15 protein-coding genes and 2 pseudogenes are annotated in these 20,219 nt (G+C 23.5%); 12 read left to right on the forward strand and 5 right to left on the reverse strand.

Translation table 11 applies throughout. The annotated features are described in order from the left end of the window. Positions 1 to 350: 350 nt before the first annotated feature. Together BSV1_RS07590 and BSV1_RS07305 are read left to right on the forward strand one after the other, a co-directional pair. A pseudogene (locus BSV1_RS07590) lies at positions 351 to 527 on the forward strand (plasmid maintenance protein); the annotation flags it as partial. A gap of 888 nt (positions 528 to 1,415) precedes the next feature. Continuing rightward, positions 1,416 to 1,679 (forward strand): annotated as a pseudogene (locus tag BSV1_RS07305) (plasmid maintenance protein). Between the two features lie 1,667 nt (positions 1,680 to 3,346). On the opposite strand, the gene BSV1_RS07170 reads toward BSV1_RS07305, so the two are convergent. Together BSV1_RS07170 and BSV1_RS07060 are read right to left on the reverse strand one after the other, a co-directional pair. Beyond that, the gene (locus BSV1_RS07170) at positions 3,347 to 3,550 is read right to left on the reverse strand and encodes a transposase (RefSeq protein ID WP_012672499.1); all 204 of its coding nucleotides are present in this window, start codon (positions 3,548 to 3,550) and stop codon (positions 3,347 to 3,349) included. 465 nt (positions 3,551 to 4,015) lie between these two features. Further along, positions 4,016 to 4,168, reverse strand: coding sequence for a hypothetical protein (locus BSV1_RS07060; RefSeq protein ID WP_012672504.1), 153 nt, complete (start codon positions 4,166 to 4,168; stop codon positions 4,016 to 4,018). 443 nt (positions 4,169 to 4,611) lie between these two features. Between BSV1_RS07060 and BSV1_RS06715 the strand changes: the two genes are divergently transcribed. From BSV1_RS06715 to BSV1_RS05205, 3 genes are all read left to right on the forward strand, one after another. Continuing rightward, a complete protein-coding gene (locus BSV1_RS06715; RefSeq protein WP_245532225.1) occupies positions 4,612 to 5,067 on the forward strand; it encodes a virulence associated lipoprotein in 456 nt (151 codons plus the stop codon). Between the two features lie 1,067 nt (positions 5,068 to 6,134). Then, positions 6,135 to 6,506: a CRASP family complement regulator-acquiring lipoprotein gene (locus BSV1_RS07485; RefSeq protein WP_342626645.1), complete on the forward strand. Its 372-nt coding sequence runs from the start codon at positions 6,135 to 6,137 to the stop codon at positions 6,504 to 6,506. A 1,425-nt stretch (positions 6,507 to 7,931) separates the two neighbouring features. Then, positions 7,932 to 8,615: a hypothetical protein gene (locus tag BSV1_RS05205; protein WP_012672509.1), complete on the forward strand. Its 684-nt coding sequence runs from the start codon at positions 7,932 to 7,934 to the stop codon at positions 8,613 to 8,615. Positions 8,616 to 8,760: 145 nt separating this feature from the next. Here BSV1_RS05205 and BSV1_RS05210 read toward each other — a convergent pair whose 3' ends face one another. Beyond that, positions 8,761 to 9,339, reverse strand: a complete 579-nt coding sequence (locus BSV1_RS05210) for a hypothetical protein (protein WP_012672496.1) — start codon at positions 9,337 to 9,339, stop codon at positions 8,761 to 8,763. A 228-nt stretch (positions 9,340 to 9,567) separates the two neighbouring features. Between BSV1_RS05210 and BSV1_RS05215 the strand changes: the two genes are divergently transcribed. The 3 genes from BSV1_RS05215 to BSV1_RS07310 all read left to right on the forward strand — a co-directional run bounded on the left by BSV1_RS05215 (position 9,568) and on the right by BSV1_RS07310 (position 12,865). Continuing rightward, positions 9,568 to 10,521, forward strand: coding sequence for a hypothetical protein (locus BSV1_RS05215; protein WP_012672503.1), 954 nt, complete (start codon positions 9,568 to 9,570; stop codon positions 10,519 to 10,521). A gap of 149 nt (positions 10,522 to 10,670) precedes the next feature. Beyond that, entirely contained in the window at positions 10,671 to 10,997 is a 327-nt protein-coding gene (locus BSV1_RS05220) for a hypothetical protein (protein WP_010890253.1), read from the forward strand. 155 nt (positions 10,998 to 11,152) lie between these two features. Continuing rightward, the gene (locus BSV1_RS07310; RefSeq protein ID WP_012672508.1) at positions 11,153 to 12,865 is read left to right on the forward strand and encodes a plasmid maintenance protein; all 1,713 of its coding nucleotides are present in this window, start codon (positions 11,153 to 11,155) and stop codon (positions 12,863 to 12,865) included. Positions 12,866 to 13,007: 142 nt separating this feature from the next. Here the strand turns inward: BSV1_RS07310 and BSV1_RS05235 are convergent, their stop codons facing one another. Continuing rightward, a complete protein-coding gene (locus BSV1_RS05235; RefSeq protein ID WP_039949703.1) occupies positions 13,008 to 13,298 on the reverse strand; it encodes a DUF5425 domain-containing protein in 291 nt (96 codons plus the stop codon). Between the two features lie 1,096 nt (positions 13,299 to 14,394). Then, positions 14,395 to 15,057 carry a hypothetical protein gene (locus BSV1_RS05240; protein ID WP_012672492.1) on the reverse strand — a complete coding sequence of 221 codons (663 nt, stop codon included), beginning with the start codon at positions 15,055 to 15,057 and terminating at the stop codon, positions 14,395 to 14,397. A gap of 1,757 nt (positions 15,058 to 16,814) precedes the next feature. Here BSV1_RS05240 and BSV1_RS05245 point away from each other — a divergent pair. The 4 genes from BSV1_RS05245 to BSV1_RS07320 all read left to right on the forward strand — a co-directional run bounded on the left by BSV1_RS05245 (position 16,815) and on the right by BSV1_RS07320 (position 18,404). Beyond that, positions 16,815 to 17,555 carry a ParA family protein gene (locus BSV1_RS05245; protein ID WP_012672500.1) on the forward strand — a complete coding sequence of 247 codons (741 nt, stop codon included), beginning with the start codon at positions 16,815 to 16,817 and terminating at the stop codon, positions 17,553 to 17,555. Then, positions 17,546 to 17,815, forward strand: a complete 270-nt coding sequence (locus tag BSV1_RS05250; protein WP_012672494.1) for a hypothetical protein — start codon at positions 17,546 to 17,548, stop codon at positions 17,813 to 17,815. The genes BSV1_RS05245 and BSV1_RS05250 overlap by 10 nt, the downstream gene beginning before the upstream one ends. Positions 17,816 to 18,160: 345 nt before the next feature. Further along, positions 18,161 to 18,211, forward strand: coding sequence for a hypothetical protein (locus BSV1_RS07490; RefSeq protein WP_342626646.1), 51 nt, complete (start codon positions 18,161 to 18,163; stop codon positions 18,209 to 18,211). Next, positions 18,198 to 18,404: a hypothetical protein gene (locus BSV1_RS07320; protein ID WP_012672506.1), complete on the forward strand. Its 207-nt coding sequence runs from the start codon at positions 18,198 to 18,200 to the stop codon at positions 18,402 to 18,404. The genes BSV1_RS07490 and BSV1_RS07320 overlap by 14 nt, the downstream gene beginning before the upstream one ends. The last annotated feature ends 1,815 nt before the right edge of the window (positions 18,405 to 20,219 follow it).

Consider the following 20,219-nt stretch of genomic DNA (forward strand, 5'->3'; position numbering starts at 1 on the left):
TATTAATTTTTAATTAGTATAAACATCAAACATAAAAACTTTAGCCCCAAAATCCCAAAGTTTAGCTTAAAAAAGTCAAACCTTAACATTTTGCAAAATTACTAATAAATATTAATTTTCAAACTTATTGTAATTCATCAATTTGTCTTTCCTTTCGCACAAATTTTGAGCTATATTATTAACAACCACAATAGCATATTATGAACATAATTCATGAAAAATAATTTAAATCAAACGCCAAACGAATTGATCATTCTTGCTTCAACACTACAAAACATCAATATCACATTTAGAAACTATTCTCAAAAAGCTATACTCAAATTATTTAATTAAAATTTCAAAAAAATGCTCAAGCTATCTCTACACTAATAACTATGCAAAAATACCTTTACAAATTAGAAAAAGAAATACATATTATAACCAAATTCTATACTAAAGACAATTGTACCCTATTGGTTTATTATAAAATTAATTATCCTATGGAAAAGACTTATTTTGAAATAAACAACGCTTTTTACGATAAATAATATAAGTATGGATTTTAACCTGGGCTTTAGCCCAAAAGAGCAAAACTTTAAATCTTAGATTTTTAATATAAAGGTCATACTTTTTATTTTTTTGAAAAAATCATTCATAAAGTTCTCCAAAATTATTCATAATTATTAATTATATATACTTTAAATATATTCTTTAATTTTGTTTTAAAATAGTTATTTATGAATTGTAATAATAAAACCTATTATCCCTTAATAATTCTTATTTTAAGAATAGAATACATAGAGAAAACCACAGCACAAGTTATTACAGCAGGAGCTTTATAAAAGCTATATAATAATCTTATCTCTAAAAGCAATATTAATTATCTTTATAGAATGCTTATTGACATGGAAAAACTAGGCAAATATCTTGATACACTAAAAAAAGAAATAAAAATCATAACTAACAAATATAATAAGAAAGCTGATATATTTAAAATTTATTAAACACTTGATTATCCTATAAAAACATGTTTTATGAAGATTAAGGAATATTATGGAGATGTGTCTTAGCATAAACTGATAAAGTTAGAACTTTTTTATATTAATAAGGGCTTATAGCAATTTCCTGGTATGAAATTGCTATAAGCCTTATTAATATTTTATCATCATATATTAGCGTTGGAAGTTAAACAACCACCAATTATACTATACTGTATACTAAATTGAAATTAAAATCTAGATATATTTTTATATAATAATTAGAATTTTCCAAATTACGGCCACTAAAAATTTAAAAGTAAATTTATTTAATATTAATAAGTCATTAATATTAGCTTAGAAGACATAATAACTACTTATTCAAAAAATAAAAAACACATAAATTGCCTTAATAAAGTTTAACATAAATTAATAGTTCTTATCCCAGCACTAGACTACATAAACAATAAATATCAAAAATACAACCAAAACAACATATTGTACTACTTTAATGAAAATCTCAAAAGAAATGGTCAAACTATTTCTACATCAAGAACTATACAAAAATAGCCTTACAAATTAGAAAAAGAAATAAACGTCACAAAAAACTACTATAAACACGTGGGGATAAATTATGGAACTAAAATTTATTATAAGCTTAATTATCCTAAAAAAGAATGTTACCGCAAAATAAATCAATACTTTATAGAAAAAACTTTCTAGATTTTAAAAAAGAGTTGACAACCATTTTAAAAACAAACCTACTAAAATGGGCAATGTAGATTTGGGCAAATGCAATTATAATAAATAAGAAGAAAAAAGAAATACTTAAATAGTAAAAATATCAAATTAAAAAATATTTCAATATATGCAACTTTTTTTTAAAAAAACTCTTTAAATTTTAAATTTAGACATAAAAAAAGACAAATTAATTGAAATACTCAAAATTATAAAAATAATTGAAATTACCTAACAAAAAGTGAAAATAAAAACTTAAATCAATCTTTCTTTAAATAAAAACAAAACGAACTAACATAAATATTAAATGACAATTACAAAACCAAGCCGTATTTTATCATTTATAATTAAAAATATAAAGACTTAAATAAAATAAAATGTTTAGAAAAAATATTTTATTTTAGGATTACAATCAAACAGCTAAAAATTGGTTTACTCTTTGATTGTAAAGTTTAAAGAAATACTACATAAAGTTTTACTTTATACAAAGAATGCTAACTAGATAAATGTTTTGTGAATTTAAAATTATATTTGATTTTAATATAAGGCCATTTACACCTTTAAAGCCAAATCAAAGCAATCTAAATTAATATCGAAACAACTCTATAGCCCTCAATCTACTATTATAAATTTGATTCCAAATTCTTTTACAAAAAAAAGACCCTTGCAAAAATTTTCATGCTCTAAAACCACAGATTAATGCAAACATAAAACATATAGAAATCCACAAAAACTACTGATATGAATTGCAAAAGCGCATTATATTTAAAATTTTTTTATTTAGTAAATATAGGAAAGAATTCTTTGCAATTTCTATTTTAAACCACTACTAATTAGCCAAACAACAAAAAACACCATAAAACAATATGGCAACAGACACTATTACTACTGCAATAATAATTATTATTCTGTTACTTGCCTTAAGCCTTTCCAAAAAATCGTATCCCAATTTTTAAGCTCTTTTTTTTTGAAGAGCTTGTGCTATTGCATGTTCCATGCCTCAGCCAAAAAAACTATTTGAATATTTACTCCTCAGTAATAATTTTGTTGTCGAAGCTACTTCTTTCTCATAATTTACCCACTTACTAAATGCATTGAGATATAAATCAAAACCAAATAACAGAATATTTTCAAAATCGCCCAATGCTGTTGGCCGGAATTCCCAAATTTATTAAATTTTTTCTTTTTGATTAAACAATCCAATTCGTTACAATGCCTGTGAGGAATCCAAATCTACAAATCTTTGGAATAAAATTTGAATACTTTTTTTCTAAATCCAATATTCACTTATATAATTTTCTAAAAAATCTATTATTAAGCGCCCCTCAATCAAATAAGCCACATTGTTAATGCATAAAAACACACTGCCAATTTTTTAACCTAAGCCTAATATAATAAGACTTTATTAAAAGTTTTGAATTTTTTTATAAAATTTACAAACATAAAATCACTGTAAAATTGAATCGTGCTTGATTTTTTTAAACCCATATAACATCCATAAAACACATCTCACACATCTTTTTAATAAAAACAAATCAATCCATTTTTCCTCTTTATTAAAAGAGTTTATGAAAAAAATTTAAAACTTACCCACTCTAACTACGAGCTCTTTCAAAATATTCATAAATCTTATGTGACAGATAGTTTTCATACTACTGTAATTTACATGACAATTGTCTTACAATCTCATACAATTCTAAATAATTAATACTTTTTCTAGACATTCCTTTTTTGCATAGCTTTAATTTATAATTTTCTATTACTATGTTTTTATAATTAGCTACAAAACAATAAGACAATTTATGTAAAAAGTCTTTTATTTGATTTGAAATTTTTTTGATAGTTTTCTTTGGCATTTTTCAAGTTTATTTTCATTTTTTTAGCAAATATTTAGGATGATCATTTTCATCACCCTAACTGCTACTGAAATACAATATTTATTATCGACTTTTTTTCTACTACCACATTTTTAACAATTTCATTGCTTTTAATATCATTAGTTCTAAAAGTTGACCGATTTTTCTACTATTATATTTAGAAAATTCTTACATTCTATTTCTTTCTTAATTTATCTAAATAATTTCATTATATATAGAGTATAAGTTAATCCATAAACTACAAAGAGTTAAACCATCTTTAAAGACGGAAATTTATTTTTATATTTGGATTAATGCCAAAACTTTCCTTGTTTTTTCCATAATAATCTATTTATCACTTAGCAGTTTATTATACAAAAATACCACATAACTAAATACTTTTTAAAAATTTCCTTTGATTGGTTTTAAGATATATTTTATATTTATAAGCTAATCTATTGACAATCATTTTTCAAAAAAGCCACAAAGCCACAATCTAAAATCAACTTGATTCAATCCTATAACCCTATCAACAGTCAAGCCCACTGCTTCCATTAAAGCTAATAAAACTTGAAAACATTTTTCTATTGCTCCAGTGTTAAAAACCATTTTTAACATATTTTTACCCTCCTAAATAATCCATTATAAGCTATGATTTTATTTTTATCTCCTCATTTATCAAGAATGAAATACAAAGTAAGCACAAAATTAAAAGCAAGGTATATAAAATGTTATTAATTTTAAGATATTATTGATCAATAGTATTATATTTATTAGTTCTAGAGCAATCTATTTTAGTAGAACTTTTTAAGTTTAAAAATAATAGCATTTTGATAAACTTGTATATTCTAGATCCACTATTGTGTATGCCAATTTTATCTTTTCTCAAAAATTATTAAATATCAAATCATTATATTGATTTATAGAAATTTAATTTTTAGACACTAAATAAAAATTTTCTATAAAAAATTAATATTACAAGACTCAAATTACTATAAAACTTACAATATGAACTGTCGGCTTTCAAAATCTTGGGTTGGCCATCATTACCGGGCGAAAAGGTGGTCGAAAACACTGAAAGATCCAAAAGCTATAGAAAACGAACTTATAGCATTTTAACAAATACCATTAGTGATAATGAATTAAAAAACTTTTCAAAAATTGTAGAGTCATCAGGCCAAATACAAGGCATATTTAACATCTTCAACTCACTTGGAGGTGATTTTGAAGACATAGTTACTTTTTTATATCCCAAAAAAGACAATCTAGAAGAACTAGAGACTTCAGATTTAAAAAAGCTCAAAGATTATTTGGAAAAATTTTTATCTACAAAAACAACAGTCTCAGAAATGATGCACCAACTCTTATTAGACTATCAAAATAATACAAATAACATACAAGCAGATGAAAACGAGCTTAAATCTCATGCAGAAGATATTTGTAATCAAATCTCAGAAAAAAGAAAAGAAGCAAAAAAACTAAAAAATGATATATATTCAATATATAATAGCCTTTAAATTGTATATTGAAATTGCCATCATGCAAAAACCTATCTTTTATTAAAGATAGGTTTAACATTCTTGCTAAAGATTACAAAGAATTTTTAACCTATAATTTACATAAACTTTAATTTTAATAATAAGTAAACTGCTATTTCTATACTTCTTTTAAAGAATATATCATTCGTAATAGATTAATATTGCTAATGCTATATTCTTTAAAAGAAGTATATTTAAGTGTAATTAATTTTACATTAATTACACTTTGATAATTTTATTTTTAATAATTGGCGGTTACAAACAAAAATTAAAATTACATGGCAAATTCTTTATATAAAATAACCCTTGATAAATTCAATTATGATAAGGATCATATTTATTACCAGAATTTGCTCCCAATATTAAAACTTCTAATCAATAATTTAAAAATGAAGTTATTATACCCTCCTTCCCTACTGGGGAAGCCTATATTGAGATCATAAAAAAGTATATTCAGAGTCAAAATAAATATATTTATTAAACAATTTGATAAATATAAATCAAAATAATTTTTAAAAAGCTCACACACCACAAAACTTCTTGCAATAGATATATTATAATTTAATATTAATATTGAATTATATCTAATATTAGATTTTAATTAAGAAGAATGTCTATGAAATATAACATCATTGCTAGCTTATTTATTTTTCCATTTCTAAATGCTTGCAATCCAGATTTTAACACCAATCAAAAAGATATGAGATATATCAATCTAGCAAAAAAAGATTAAAATCTAATAAAAAAGGATTAAAACCTAATACAAAAGCGAATCTAACTCAAAAAGAAGGCCCAAATCAAGAAGAAAACTCTAATCAAAAAGAAAACCATTATACAAAACCCAAAAACATACTTCTTAATGATTTAAGAAATTTAATAGACAAAGCACACGCAGATAACGAAAAATATGAAAAAAGTTGAAAGAAGAACCTAAAGAATAATACGAAATAGGGACTTTTGAAACCTTGGGCTAAGCATCATCACCAGGTGAAAAGGCAACTGCTGATACCGAGCGAGCAAAAAGATATAGAAAAAATACTTATAGCATTTTAAATGCTATTGATGGTAGTCAATTAAAGAAATTTTCAGAAATTGTAATGTTATCGGGACAAATGCAAGGCATGTTTAACACTCTTGAAGCAATTGGATACACTCTTGCAAACTTGCTTATTCCCCTATATTCCAAAAAAGACAATCTAGAAAAACTAGAGATTTCAAATCTAAAAAAACTTAAAAATTCGTTTGAAAAATTAGTATCCACAACAACAACTGTCTCAAAAATGAGACACCAACTTTTATTAGATTATCAAAATGATAAAAATCATATAAGAATAGACGAAAATAAGCTTAAATCTCATGAAGACACACTTTACAATCATCAAATAGGAGAAAAAAGAAAAAAAAGAGGAATTAAATGATGACATATTTTCAATTATAAATAACATTTAAATTATGTATTGAAATTATCGCAATGTAAAAGCCTATCCTTTATTAAAGGATGGGCTTAATCCAAAGATTACAAAGAATTTTTAACCTATAATTTATATAAACTTTAGGTAGAGCAATAGTTTTTTAACCAAAAATAAAATTTTCAATAATTCCTACTCATATTTTATATATCTTATGTTTAGTATTCTTTATACAAAAGAACTCTTAATAAATCCTTATAGTAATGATCACATTCATTTATTATTAGAATTTGCTTTCAATATTTAACCTTCTAAATTCATCAATAATCTATAAAGACAGCAATCTTAAAGATTTATAAGAAAAAAATATTTTACCTATAAATATAAGCATTGCTTTTATTTTGGCTCTAAATAATATTTGATTTTCTTTTGCAAGAATCTAATTTAAAAAAATTTTTAAATTACATGGTAATACTCAATTATTGAACTAATAATTGAGTATTAAATATTCTCCTTTTTTAAAATTAAAAGAATTTATTATCAATATTTACTTCATACCATACATTCTTTTAAATGAACCTCTTATCTTTAAGGGGTTTTCTTTTTATATAGAGTAAATCAAAAATCAATTAAACTCTTTAATCTAAAAGCTCTTGCTAAGCAAATATATAAACTTTTTTAACTTATCCTAATTGATAATTTTAACAAAGAATTATCCATCTATAATTTTTATGAAATTTAGATTGAAATGAATTTGTTAATAAATGGATTTATTTTGGACCTGAAGATACTTTTGATGATGCTAATAATTTTTAGTAGAGATAAATAACTTCTAGAGATCAAAAATAAGGTTTTAAGCAATGCTTATATTTATAGGTAAAATATTTTTTTCTTATAAATCTTTAAGATTGCTGTCTTTATAGATTATTGATGAATTTAGAAGGTTAAATATTGAAAGCAAATTCTAATAATAAATGAATGTGATCATTACTACAAGGATTTATTAAGAGTTCTTTTATATAAAGAACAGAAAATAAAATATTATTTAGACAAAAAAGATGAAAGCTTAGAATTTACACATTTATACCTATATTTATGGCTAATTATAAAAACATAGTAATAGAAAACTATAAATTAAAGCTATGTAAAAAGGAATGTTTAGAAAAAGTATTAATAATTTAGAATTGTATGCGGTTGTAAGACAATTACTATATAGCTATCCAGAATAAAGCAAAAAGCTGTTTTTATAATCCCTGATTTATAAACAGCAGATTATTTTCTGACACAAATCTCTGCAAAATATTGCAAGACATATTCTCTAAAAAATCAACAAAAACTACTTTTATAGCTAAAATTTTTATAAATTTCAGAATTAATAGATAAAAAAGGTTTACTAAAATTATTCAAGACTGTTATCATATAATAAGTTGTATAATGAAAAATAAAACTTTTATATTCTTAATATTTTTGATTAAAAATTTGGCAATATATGCTCAAAATATAAACTATGAATTTAAACAGGCTAAAATTAAAAATCTAAAAGGGATATTTATTAATTATAAAGTCTATCTAGCAGAAAATTTAGCAATTGACAATGTAAAAACCTTAAACCATATTTCTACATTCAAAATCAATCTTGTTATTGACAAAAAAATTGCAACTTCTATTAAAAATGAGCAAGATGTAATTAAAGCCGGAAATGAGTGTGGAATCTTTTTAGAATTTCAAATCAATAACCGCATATACTATAGCAAATTTTCATCAATAAAATATATTTTACAAGCAATTGAGAGTTTTGCTAAAATTAAAAATACAATTAATAATTTAGAAATTAAAAATCTTGAAGGAAATGGAATTTTTTTATACAAAAATGGTCACTCATACAATTTAAAAACAGATTTTCAAGAAACAGCAATATTTGTAAATTTTCTTGGCTTAAAAGATAATACTGGAAGACCTTACTTTATATTTTATTATGACAATATAGATGATAAAGATAAAAATTTAAAAACAATCTTAATTTCCTTTGAAGAATTCCATAATGGAATAAGAGAAGGGCTATTCTTGCTGAGAAATGAAAAAGCCATACTAGAATTTATTAATTTTTCAAAAGATTAACACAATAGATGATATTAAAAACATTTTAAAGTCGATATTATAATAAACTAATATCAAAAACCTTGTTTATACTAAATAACCTTAATCTATATCCCTTTTAGTAAATGATTACTTAACTTGGGCTTAAAAATTATTTAAATTTAAGTCAACTGCCACCAAGTAATTTAACTTTTGAATTAAAATCATCCAAAAACTTTTTAAAAGGAATCTTATTAAAACTTACAATAACATCATTTCTGAACGCATAAATTCTAAATGCTGCTATATTATCATTCCCCAGGGCAACAAATCTTATAAATTCGCTTTCTGAAATAATAAATTTATAAATTTCTACCTTAATATTTTTTTCAGTAATCACTGTTGTGTAATCATAAGGAAAATATGAATCATAAAAATCGTTATAATAAACAACACGCTTGCTATCCTCTGAAACCAACTCTCCTTTAGCCTCAAATCTAGTATCTGTTATTATCTTTTCAGGCTTTATTTGACTAGAATTTCTAGATTCAACTCTAACTAAAATAAAATATTCTCTTTTATTTTTCAATTTATCATATTTAATAGAAATTACAGACTTAAATATTCCATCTCTAGAATAATTTACCCCAATATCATATTGAGAATCTAATACTTGAGAAAACCTATCATAAGCTATTTGATAAGTTTGACAAGAAACTAAAAAAACCACCAAAATAAAATACTTTAAAATAAATTTTGAATTCATTAAAACCCCCCCCTTAGTTTATCTTATATTTATTTTAAAAAAAATTCTCAAAAATTAGAAAATTAAATAATATAATCAATTCAAATAAAAACATTCTAATTTTAGAGCTTGAATTAAAATTAAAAAACTATTATTATTAGGTGTTGTTCTAGCAAAAACCAATTTAAAGATTAGATTATATCTAATCCCAATTTATATAAATTTCAAAGTGCATCTATAGGAGAAATCGTGTATACTGACCCAAGGTCAATTATTAATACTTACTTTGTAAAAAACAAAAAAATCTTCATTATCAACCCAATAGCTTTTAAATTTGAACTTAATTTTGAAAAAACTATTCAAACAAATTCAAAAGAAAATATAGCACTTAAAACATTTAAAGGCGGAATTATTAGTTTACAATTAAGGTTAAATGAATTTTCTAAATTACCACAAGACATTCTAAAGGGAAAACTTGAATTTTATATTAACTATGTAAGTGAAGAAAAACTAAAAATAGTTTACGACATGATGGTAGTCAAAGTTTACACAATTAACTTAAAAGCTAGCAATAAAGATGAAATTTACCTAATCGAACTTAAAATACTTGGCTCTATTTATAGAAAAGAAAATATAGAAAATGCATTTATTCCTATTATAAAAAATAACAATACTTACCTTTTTGAAAACAAAGCAAACAACCAAAAAGTTAATTTACTATTAAAAGGCATCGACAAGACTATTGAACTTCCGTTTTTAACAAAAATCAGCTATTCAAATATCAAAACTATTAATACCACAGATATAAAAACTAATGAAAATTTAAATGCAAACATTAAAACAACGAATAGAATGTTGCTAAATCTGAGCACAAAAATCTACGAAGAACTAGTCTTAACAAATTCAAATCAAATAAAAACTATCAACAATAAACAAAAAATTCTAAAAACGTTAAGATCTTTTATTGAAAATGAGAATGGGTTGGGGGGTAAAATAAAGTTAATCTTCTTAGAAAGAACAAATTTTTTGATTAAAAATTTAAACTTAAATAACTTAGATTTTATATTAAATGACATCAATATTATACAAGAAAATAGCTGTATCAGAATCGATATCACCTTATTAGAAGATAAAATTGAAAAAAAATACTTAAACCAAACTTCAAATGTAACCCCATTTCTTAAAAATATCACATTATTGTAATTTTTTTGGAAAGACAAATTACTACAATCTGCCCAAGCTACATAATCTAATAGCTCTTGACAACCGCACTAACAAAAGTATTCAACATATAACCTAACATCCTTGAAACTAACACGCAATATATAATAAAATGAAATTATGAGGTATTTATGTTAAGTATTAACGGTGTAAGACTTTATTCTTTAAAAGAATTCCAGAACATATTAGAAGATTCTTATAATCTTTCAATTAGCAAAAATACTATATCTAAAAAATCAAAAATTTTAAAATGCGCAATCCATGTAGACAACCGTCCTTACCTTTTAGAAGATTTTTGCACATATTTTCTAATGGACTTTAGAAGACCCAAGCCCATTACAAATAGCATGAAAGAAACAATTCAATTAAGAATTGAGCAAGCAAAAAAAATAATGAGCCGAAAATCTACAAAACATGAAATACAAATTGCTTCAAAAAAGATGGGTCATATTTTATAATCTATTATATTGACATTTTAAAAACATTGCTATAGAATATAGTAAAAAGCTAATTATTTCGTTTGTAATACAGTAAGAATTTAGAATGCAAGCCAAATAATTGAAAAAGCTTCTGAAACCACAACAAATTTAACTTCAGAAGCCAGGATAAGATAATGATAATAAAAATAAAAAATAATGTCAATACAAATTTTAATAATCTCATAACATTAGAAGAAATTATAAAGTACAATCAAAAAAACGCAAGCTCTAATTTAATAGAGTTAAAGCACTCAAGACTAAAATCATATTTAACTAAAAAAAGGGCCATATACCAACGAATACTCAAAGTATGCTGGGCAATTGACCTTAAAAACAAACAATACTATAAATCTAACAAACTTAAAACATATTCTACAATAGAAATATACAATATAGTTAATAAATGTCTTGCAAAAGATAATAAAAAAATATCAATCAGGACCTTAGAATATGATATATCATTTTTAAATCAAACACTCTTAATAACAACCAAACTAAAACATTTAGGCAAAGATAATGGAAGCTTTGCATTTTACATACAAAACAAAAATCTTTGGAAACACCGTTTTATAATTATTCAGGAAGCAATTAATAAAGAAATAAAAGAATATTTAAAAGATAAAAAAATAGTGTCTGATTTTTCTAAGGAAATTAACAATGCTATAAACAATAATAAAATAAAAAATATAAAACCTAAAAGCCCAATTACAGATGAACCAATTACAGATGAACCAATTACAGATGAACCAATTACAGATGAACCAATTACAGATGAACCAATTACAGATGAACCAATTACAGATGAACCAATTACAGATGAACCAATTACAGATGAACCAATTACAGATGAACCAATTACAGATGAACCAATTACAGATGAACCAATTACAGATGAACCAATTACAGATGAACCAATTACAGATGAACCAATTACAGATGAACCAATTACAGATGAACCAATTACAGATGAACCAATTACAGATGAACCAATTACAGATGAACCAATTACAGATGAACCAATTACAGATGAACCAATTACAGATGAACCAATTACAGATGAACCAATTACAGATGAACCAATTACAGATGAACCAATTACAGATGAACCAATTACAGATGAACCAATTACAGATGAACCAATTACAGATGAACCAATTACAGATGAACCAATTACAGATGAACCAATTACAGATGAACCAATTACAGATGAACCAATTACAGATGAACCAATTACAGATGAACCAATTACAGATGAACCAATTACAGATGAACCAATTACAGATGAACCAATTGCAGATGTATCAATTGCAGATGTATCAATTGCAGATGTTATACCTAAAGGTATAAAAGATATAAATAAGATAAAGAATTCTATAGAAGAAAAAAATAAAAAAATAAATAAGATTTCTTACAAAGAATATATTGCAAATAGGTTAGTAAAAGTTCACAAAATAGAAAAACTACAAATAATAAAAATACACAAAATAAGCAACAATGAAAAAACTTATGTAAATGCATTAAGAAACTTAAAGTTGGCAATAGAGAAATATAAAGAAGAATACAAAATTGAAGATATTTCAAATCACTTTATAAAAGAGTTTAAAAATAAATATAGTAAAAAAATATGGATGATGAACGGAAAAACTGACAAAACAAATGACTTTGATGAAATTTGGGAAAAAAGATTTAAAAAAACGTTTTTAAATAAAAATTTAAAAGAACAATATAGAAATAACTATGAAAAAGAAAACAAGGGGATTAATAATAACGAAAAAAGATTAAGTATTCTTTTTTCTAGCAGCAAAGGTTTTAAAAGAATCAGCAAAATTAAAATCAATCAAAATTAATTGCTACTTCCATATTATAATAAAAGTCCTGTCAAAATTTCTATTAAAAAGAAACTAAAAAATTTATATTTACCAACCAAACTAAAAGCCTTTAAAATTAGACTATAGATAAAGCACGCTGTTCTTTTTCAAAGAAAATTAATCATTTTCTTTTGCAAGATATATGAGTTTTATCATAATAATCTGAAACATTAGATACTCTGGAATAATAAGAATTATTTTTATTATTTTCATCTAGTTTAATTTGAGAATTTTTAACCTCAGACTCTTTTTTGCTTAAACACTGATAATCCGAATTATCCATATATTTTTTTTTAAAATGAGAAACCCCATCTATCTTGCTTCGATCGTTATTTATTGATAAATCACAACCCAATATTAATAAAAAAGTTAACATTATAAATAATAGTGAAATGACAAATTTTTTGATCATAAACCCCTTTCTCCCAAATTTTAATAATCAAAATTTACCTTGCAAAAATTACAAAACACAAGTAAACATATTTTAAAAATTTAAAGTTAAGCATTATTGTATATATGGCTAATTTATTTTGCAATATAATGCAATTAGTCCAAATTTATATCTATTTTTAGCATTTTAGTCATAGAAATTATATTCTAAATTAACCATTTTTTAAAGCCGAATTCGAACAAAATTATATATTCTTATAAAGAAATATAAACTAATAAGAAATGCAAAAATATTATTTCATAAATCCAAAGTAATGCATTAAATTATTATTATTCTTTTAAAGAAAAATTGAAAATTAATTCTTGATATCCTAAACTCGAAAGAAATTTTCAAAAGCATTTGGATGTGTAAGATTTTTGCATACTGAAAGAAAAGTATTGATGATTTATGATTGTATAGGGTTGCAAGATAATTATTATATAAATTAAGTTGTTATGGATTTTATTTGCATAAAGCAGATAGATGTTTTCCATGAAGTAAACTATGTATCAATTATGGCATTAAAAATACAGCTCTAAAATTAAGCGCTACTAGTTGGACTTTTAGCGGTTGTAGCGCTATGCGACAGAAATTCAAATTTAAATTCAAATCTTAAGTCTTATTTATAAAGAAATAAAAACTAAGACAGGAGCTGCCCGAAATAAAGCCCATAGATCATGTATTGGTGAAAACCGTTCTTTGAAAGAGTCTAAAAGGCTACCACGAAATAAATTAAGGAGCTATTTTTATAATCTTTGATTTGGAAATAGGAGCTTAAATCTTAAAGTATTATTAAAATTTTATATTCACAATAGAAAATTTTAGTTAATTTATGTTTTTTAGATTTTTATTTTTTTTATTTGCTATAAACTTATTGATTTAGGCATTGAATGTTTTAGTTTTTATTCTTTAAAAAAAGAAGTCCCTACCCCTAATCTTATTTGGAGAGGATTAATAGGGGTGTTGGGGACTGTTGGCAGATCGTTTTCTACCTTACATATATAATATTTTATTTTTTTAATTTTGTAAATATTATTTAATAATAATAAATAAAAATTAAACGCTTTTAAGTAAAATGTTAAATTTTGGGTTTTTTCCCATGATTTCCTTTTAATTTTTTAGTTTTGATATTTAGTTTAACAGTCTGTTGTTGTGATTGATCTTCAATTTTATTGATGGCTTGTAAAAGTCTTATTTGACCTTTATTAAGTGATTTTTTTTCATGCTTGAGCTTTAAAGAGTTTAATTTTTGATTCATTGTTTGAATTTTTTTTATTTCTTCTGCAGTTGGTTCGTAATTTATCCACTTTTTATCTATCCAGCCTTTTTCCCATTCATAATAGCTTTCATTAAAGTTGGTTCTGTTTTGTTCGTCGAAGTGCCTTGCTAGTGCGGCAATTATTTTTGTTCCATATTTAAGCATTTTTTCTGTTTCTGTTTTCGTAATAAATGTGTCGTAATCGTAATTTTCACCGGTTTGCATATTAACAATATCAACTATAAGTTTGAAAGTATTTATGCAATTCATTGCAATATTTGTGGATGAAAAATTAGGATCACTAAGGGCTTTAATATTAAGTTCGTATTTTTTCTTTAAACTTATGGGAATTTTAAAAAAGTCAATTATAAAGCCATTTATTTTTGCTCGATAATTAGCTTCATATTGAGAATTCCCAAAGAAAGTTCCTTTTATGTCCCCAATTGTATATTCATTATAGTTTATTGTTATTTCTTTTTGCATTTTTATCCTTTAAAAATATTTTTTTATTTGTACTACGTATTAATTGATATTATATATCAATTAATACGTAGTACAAATAAAAAAATATTTTTAATTTTGTTTTTTTTCTAAACTGTTGTAGATTTTAACTTATCTTTAACCTTTAACCATTTATAAAAAGTCCTTAAGAGAGAATTTTCTTAGGACTTTTTATAAATTTAATAAAAAATAATGAAGAATTGCCCGCCTATAATTTCTTTGAAATTTGGGCGGGGAGATAGGCTTGTAAAATAGATTTATTTTAAGCTCTGAATATAATTTTTATGTATCGGTAGATAGAGCTTCTAATATAAATAAGGTAATAGTTTCTAGGCCAAAAATAAGGTTTCCAGCAATGCTTATCTTAATAAGTAGAATTTTTTTTCTTATAAGTCTTTAAGATATCGTTTTTGGATTATTGATTAATTTAGAAGGTTGAATATTATAAGTGAATTCTAGTGATAAATGAATTTGATTTTTATCATAATTTAATTTATTAAAAGTTCTTTTTCCTATAAAGAATATAAAATAAACATTATTTGGCAAAGAGAAGATTAGCATTTATATTTAATTTAGTGCCTAATGCTAGGCGATATTAATAATATATTTAGCGGTTATCAAAAGTTAGTATATGTTTGATATATTTTATTAAGTACAAGGGCATTGGAAATAATAGGATATATATGCTTTATTAGCATATATATCCTATTATTTCCAATGCTAACCAAAAGAAAGACTTTTTAAAAGCATTTATATACATAAGATTTTTATATAACACAATGCTAAGGTGATAAGATAGATTGTTATTAAAAAATAAGCAAACTTTTAAAACTAATAATAAAAAAAACAACTAAAATAAACTTAAAGAATACTAAAAAAATATCAAAAAGACAAATAGAGACTTTTTACATAAATTATTTCTTTACTTTGTAGTTAATTATAAAAATATAGCAATAGAGAGCGTAAGCAATTAATTTTATGTAAAAAGGAATGTGTGGAAAAAGTATTAATGATTTAGGATGTTATGAGCTTGTAAGACAATTATAATATAAATCAAAATGGTATTGATTCTTTTTAAATAGATTAGGTATATATTTTACATTAAGTAAACTATTTAATTGTGGTATTAGAAATATATCTCTAAAATTAAGTAATAAAAAGTAAGACATGAATTGCTGGTTAAATTTATTGTTCATGTCTTTAGTTTGGAGTATGCATCCCTTCTTATAAAAGAAAGAACCTAAAAAGCTATCATAGAATGAGGCAAAAAGCTGTTTTTATAATCTTTGATTTATAAATAGTAGTTTGCTGGTTTTTAAGACCATGTTATATCTAATTCATTGAAAAATTTTGTAAAAGTAGCTTCCATAGTTAGAGATTAATATAATTAATATATGATATAATATAATTAATATATGATATAATATAATTAATATATGATATAATATAATTAATATATGATATAATATAATTAATATATGATATAATATAATTAATATATGATATAATATAATTAATATATGATATAATATAATTAATATATGATATAATATAATTAATATATGATATAATATAATTAATATATGATATAATATAATTAATATATGATATAATATAATTAATATATGATATAATATAATTAATATATGATATAATATAATTAATATATGATATAATATAATTAATATATGATATAATATAATTAATATATGATATAATATAATTAATAGGAATTTTGTATGAAAAAAGTAGCATTTCATATTCAAAAAGGCGGTGTTGGCAAAACTACCTTAAGCGGAAATATTGCAAGTTATTTATCTAAAACAAAAAAAGTTGTATTAGTTGATTGTGATATACAGCAAGGAAGTTCTTCTACATGGTTTCTTAATCATGAAATTCTTAAGCTAGATATTAAAGATTTTCTCTTGAAGAAGGTAGATATAGATCAAGTAGTAAGACAAATGCAAAAAAATTTTTATATTTTGCCATGTGTTCCGAGTGGAACTTTTAGAAGGGATGTGCAACATGAATTGCAAGATTTTCCATATTTAATAGATGATTTTTGCTTAGAATTGGAGAAATTGGGATTTGAATTTGCGATTTTTGATTTATCTCCCAGCTTTGAGCTTTGGGAGCGAAGAATTATTCTTGCAATGTGTGAAGTTGTTACCCCACTAACTCCAGAATTTTTAAGTCTTGAAGGAATTAATATTTTTAAAGAAGAGTTTGATTCTTTGTTAAAATCTTATAGAAAAAAGGTTAAACATGAGAAGATTATTTGCAATATGCTTAATAAAAGTTTTAAAAGACATAATTTGCACCTAAAGCAATTTAAAACTTTTGGATATGATCTTTATGAAGTTGGACAAGATGCTAAAATGGCAGAATCTCAGCTATATAAGAAGTCGATTTTTGATTATTGTCCTGAGAGCAGGTCTATCTTAGAACTTTCAAGATTGGGGGATGCTTTATGCCTATAAGCAAAGAGGTTAATTTGGAAGAAATTATTAAACAAAATGTTAGCAAATCTAAATTTGCTTTCCGTGACGATGATGTTATTAGTAATAACATTCCAAATGTTAAGTCTAGCAGATCAAAGATGATGATCAAGCAAATAAGTGTAGGACTAAAATATGAATATTGGATTGAATTTTATTCTATTTTAGATAAAAAGGGATTAACAGCTTCTGGTTTTATAAGAACTTTAATTATGGAATATATAGACGCTTCTAAGAAATGATAATCTTTGATAAAGATACTGTCTTTAGATTATTGATGGATTAGAAGGTTGAATATTGATAATGCGATTCTTATTATAATTGAATTCATTAATGGTTATTTTCCATAAGGAATAACCCAAGCATTAATTTTTGAAGACGGGACAGAAGCTTATCATTTATGCTCATATTTAACAACTAGTACTCGGCAGGTAATTAATAAAATATATGCAGTGATTAAAAATTATCTCATTTTCTATACACATCAAGTAATATTACATGAGTGGCTGATCAAGCTTGTAAAAATAGATTATATCCTAATACTAATCAAGAGAAATTTTTGAAAAGTATTTGGATGTGTAAGATTTTTGTATAATAAAATGTTAAATGATGGGAAAGATTCTTATGAAAAAGAATAAAAGTTTTGGTATTAATCCAGGTAAATATAAAAATAAATTTCTACTCTTAAAGGAAGTTAATACTTTCACTCTTTGTGGCGCATTTATTAATTCAAGCTCTGTGTATAATAATTTTTTAGATAAATTAAAAAAGGAAGCAGAACGCAAGGATTTCCTAAATATAAATAAAAAACTCAATAAGAATAGAAAATGAATACAAAGCCTGTTTTAAATAGGCTTTGTAAAGTTATTCCTACATAGAGGCATTTAATTGTAATAAACTTATTAAAAATGTAGTAGTAGAAAAAAAGCAGATAATAAATATCATATTTTATTAGCAGTTGAGAGTTGAGAGTTTAGATATTAAAAATAATAATAATAATAAAACTAAAAAGGGAGGATAAAAAAGATGGGCGAAGGCAAAACAACAATCATTCTAAGTATTTATAAAAAATGAAAATAAATTTAAAAAATACTAAAGAAAAACTATTTAAAAAATAAAAGGATTCTATTAATAGAACTAAATCTAGATTAAGGGTTGCTACTTTGTATAAGAAAATTTTAAATTAAATCAAAACTTTTTATATAAATTGTCTTATTGCTTTTTAGCAAATTATAAAAGCCTAATAATAAGGAGCTTTAATAAATTAATTTTATGCAAAAAGGAATGTTTTGGGAAAGTTTTAATAATGTATGATAGAGATATAAATGCAATTTTAAATCTTAAGGTCATTTATTGTAGAAATAAAAACCCAAGGCAGAAACTGTCCTAAGTAAGGCTTCTGGAGTATGATTTTTTTGTGGTGGATGACCTTTTAAAAAATAAGCTTAAAAAGTTATCATATGAGATAAAGAAATTATTTTGGTAATCTTTGATTTAGAAATAGTAGTTAACTTCTTGGATATAATTATTTTGCTTAATTACAATTAATACAATGATTTAGATCATTGTATTAATTGTAATTAAAGCTATTGATATTATAATAAATATATAAAACTTATTGCTAATAATTAATAGATAAAAAATTAATTTTGCCATTTCTATTAATAATAAAAAAATATAAAAACATTTTTTACAAAATTTGATTAATTTTGTAAAAAATGTTTTTAGTTGCATGTGAAAATATATTATACACATAGTCAAGCATGAATACACGATTATTGCTGTCATAAAAATTTTAATTCTCCTTCAATTTCAGTCTATCTCAATTTTTTAAGAATTCCATTTTTGTTTATCGATAGTTATGTAGTAATTTATATGTATTTATTAAATTTATGTTGCAATCTTAATCTTTGAGAGTGTTTTTAAATGCTGGTTTAGATATTTTATTTTTTAAAAATTTTCCACACAAAAAATTTTTTATTTTTTACTTATCTTGTTGCATTTATAGGTAGTCTTTTTTCTCTAGGTTTTGATTAAAAATAATAAGTATATTATCTATATAATCTTTGTTTAATGTTTTAAATAAGCCATATTGATCCAGATCTAAAACATAAGTTAGTATTTGTTTTTTTAAATTTTAAAATAATAAGATTTGCTTGTTAGTATTATTAGATTTTTATATATTTTGGTTGCAAACCCTTCAAACGTTATAGTATTTTTAGCTAATTCTCTAATAGATTGTACTTATGGAAATATTTGCTGGGATTGTGATTTTTTAAAAAGTTTGGCGTTCTAAAATATTTTAGAATTTGTTCTTTGGCATATTATATTAATACTTTTTCCCCCGTATTTTTTGAAATCTTTTATATTTTGTGATGGTTTATAGGGAATAATTTTCCCCTTGTTTTTCTAATCTAAGTAGTTTGATATAAATGGTGTTTTTTGTACTTTTATTTTGAATAGTTTGTATTTTTTTAAAGTAAAATATTCTTGATTTTGATCGTTAATAAGCATCGTTAAATCCCTGTTATTTTTTAGTATTTGTAGCATGTGGTTTGTTAAAGTAAGTCAACGTTTCAAATGCAAGATAAAAACTATTATTTTTAAAATCCGGAAATTGAGCTTTATACTAGATAACTATAAATT

Origin of the sequence: [Borrelia] finlandensis (genome assembly GCF_000181875.2) — a bacterium.
Lineage (GTDB): Bacteria > Spirochaetota > Spirochaetia > Borreliales > Borreliaceae > Borreliella > Borreliella finlandensis.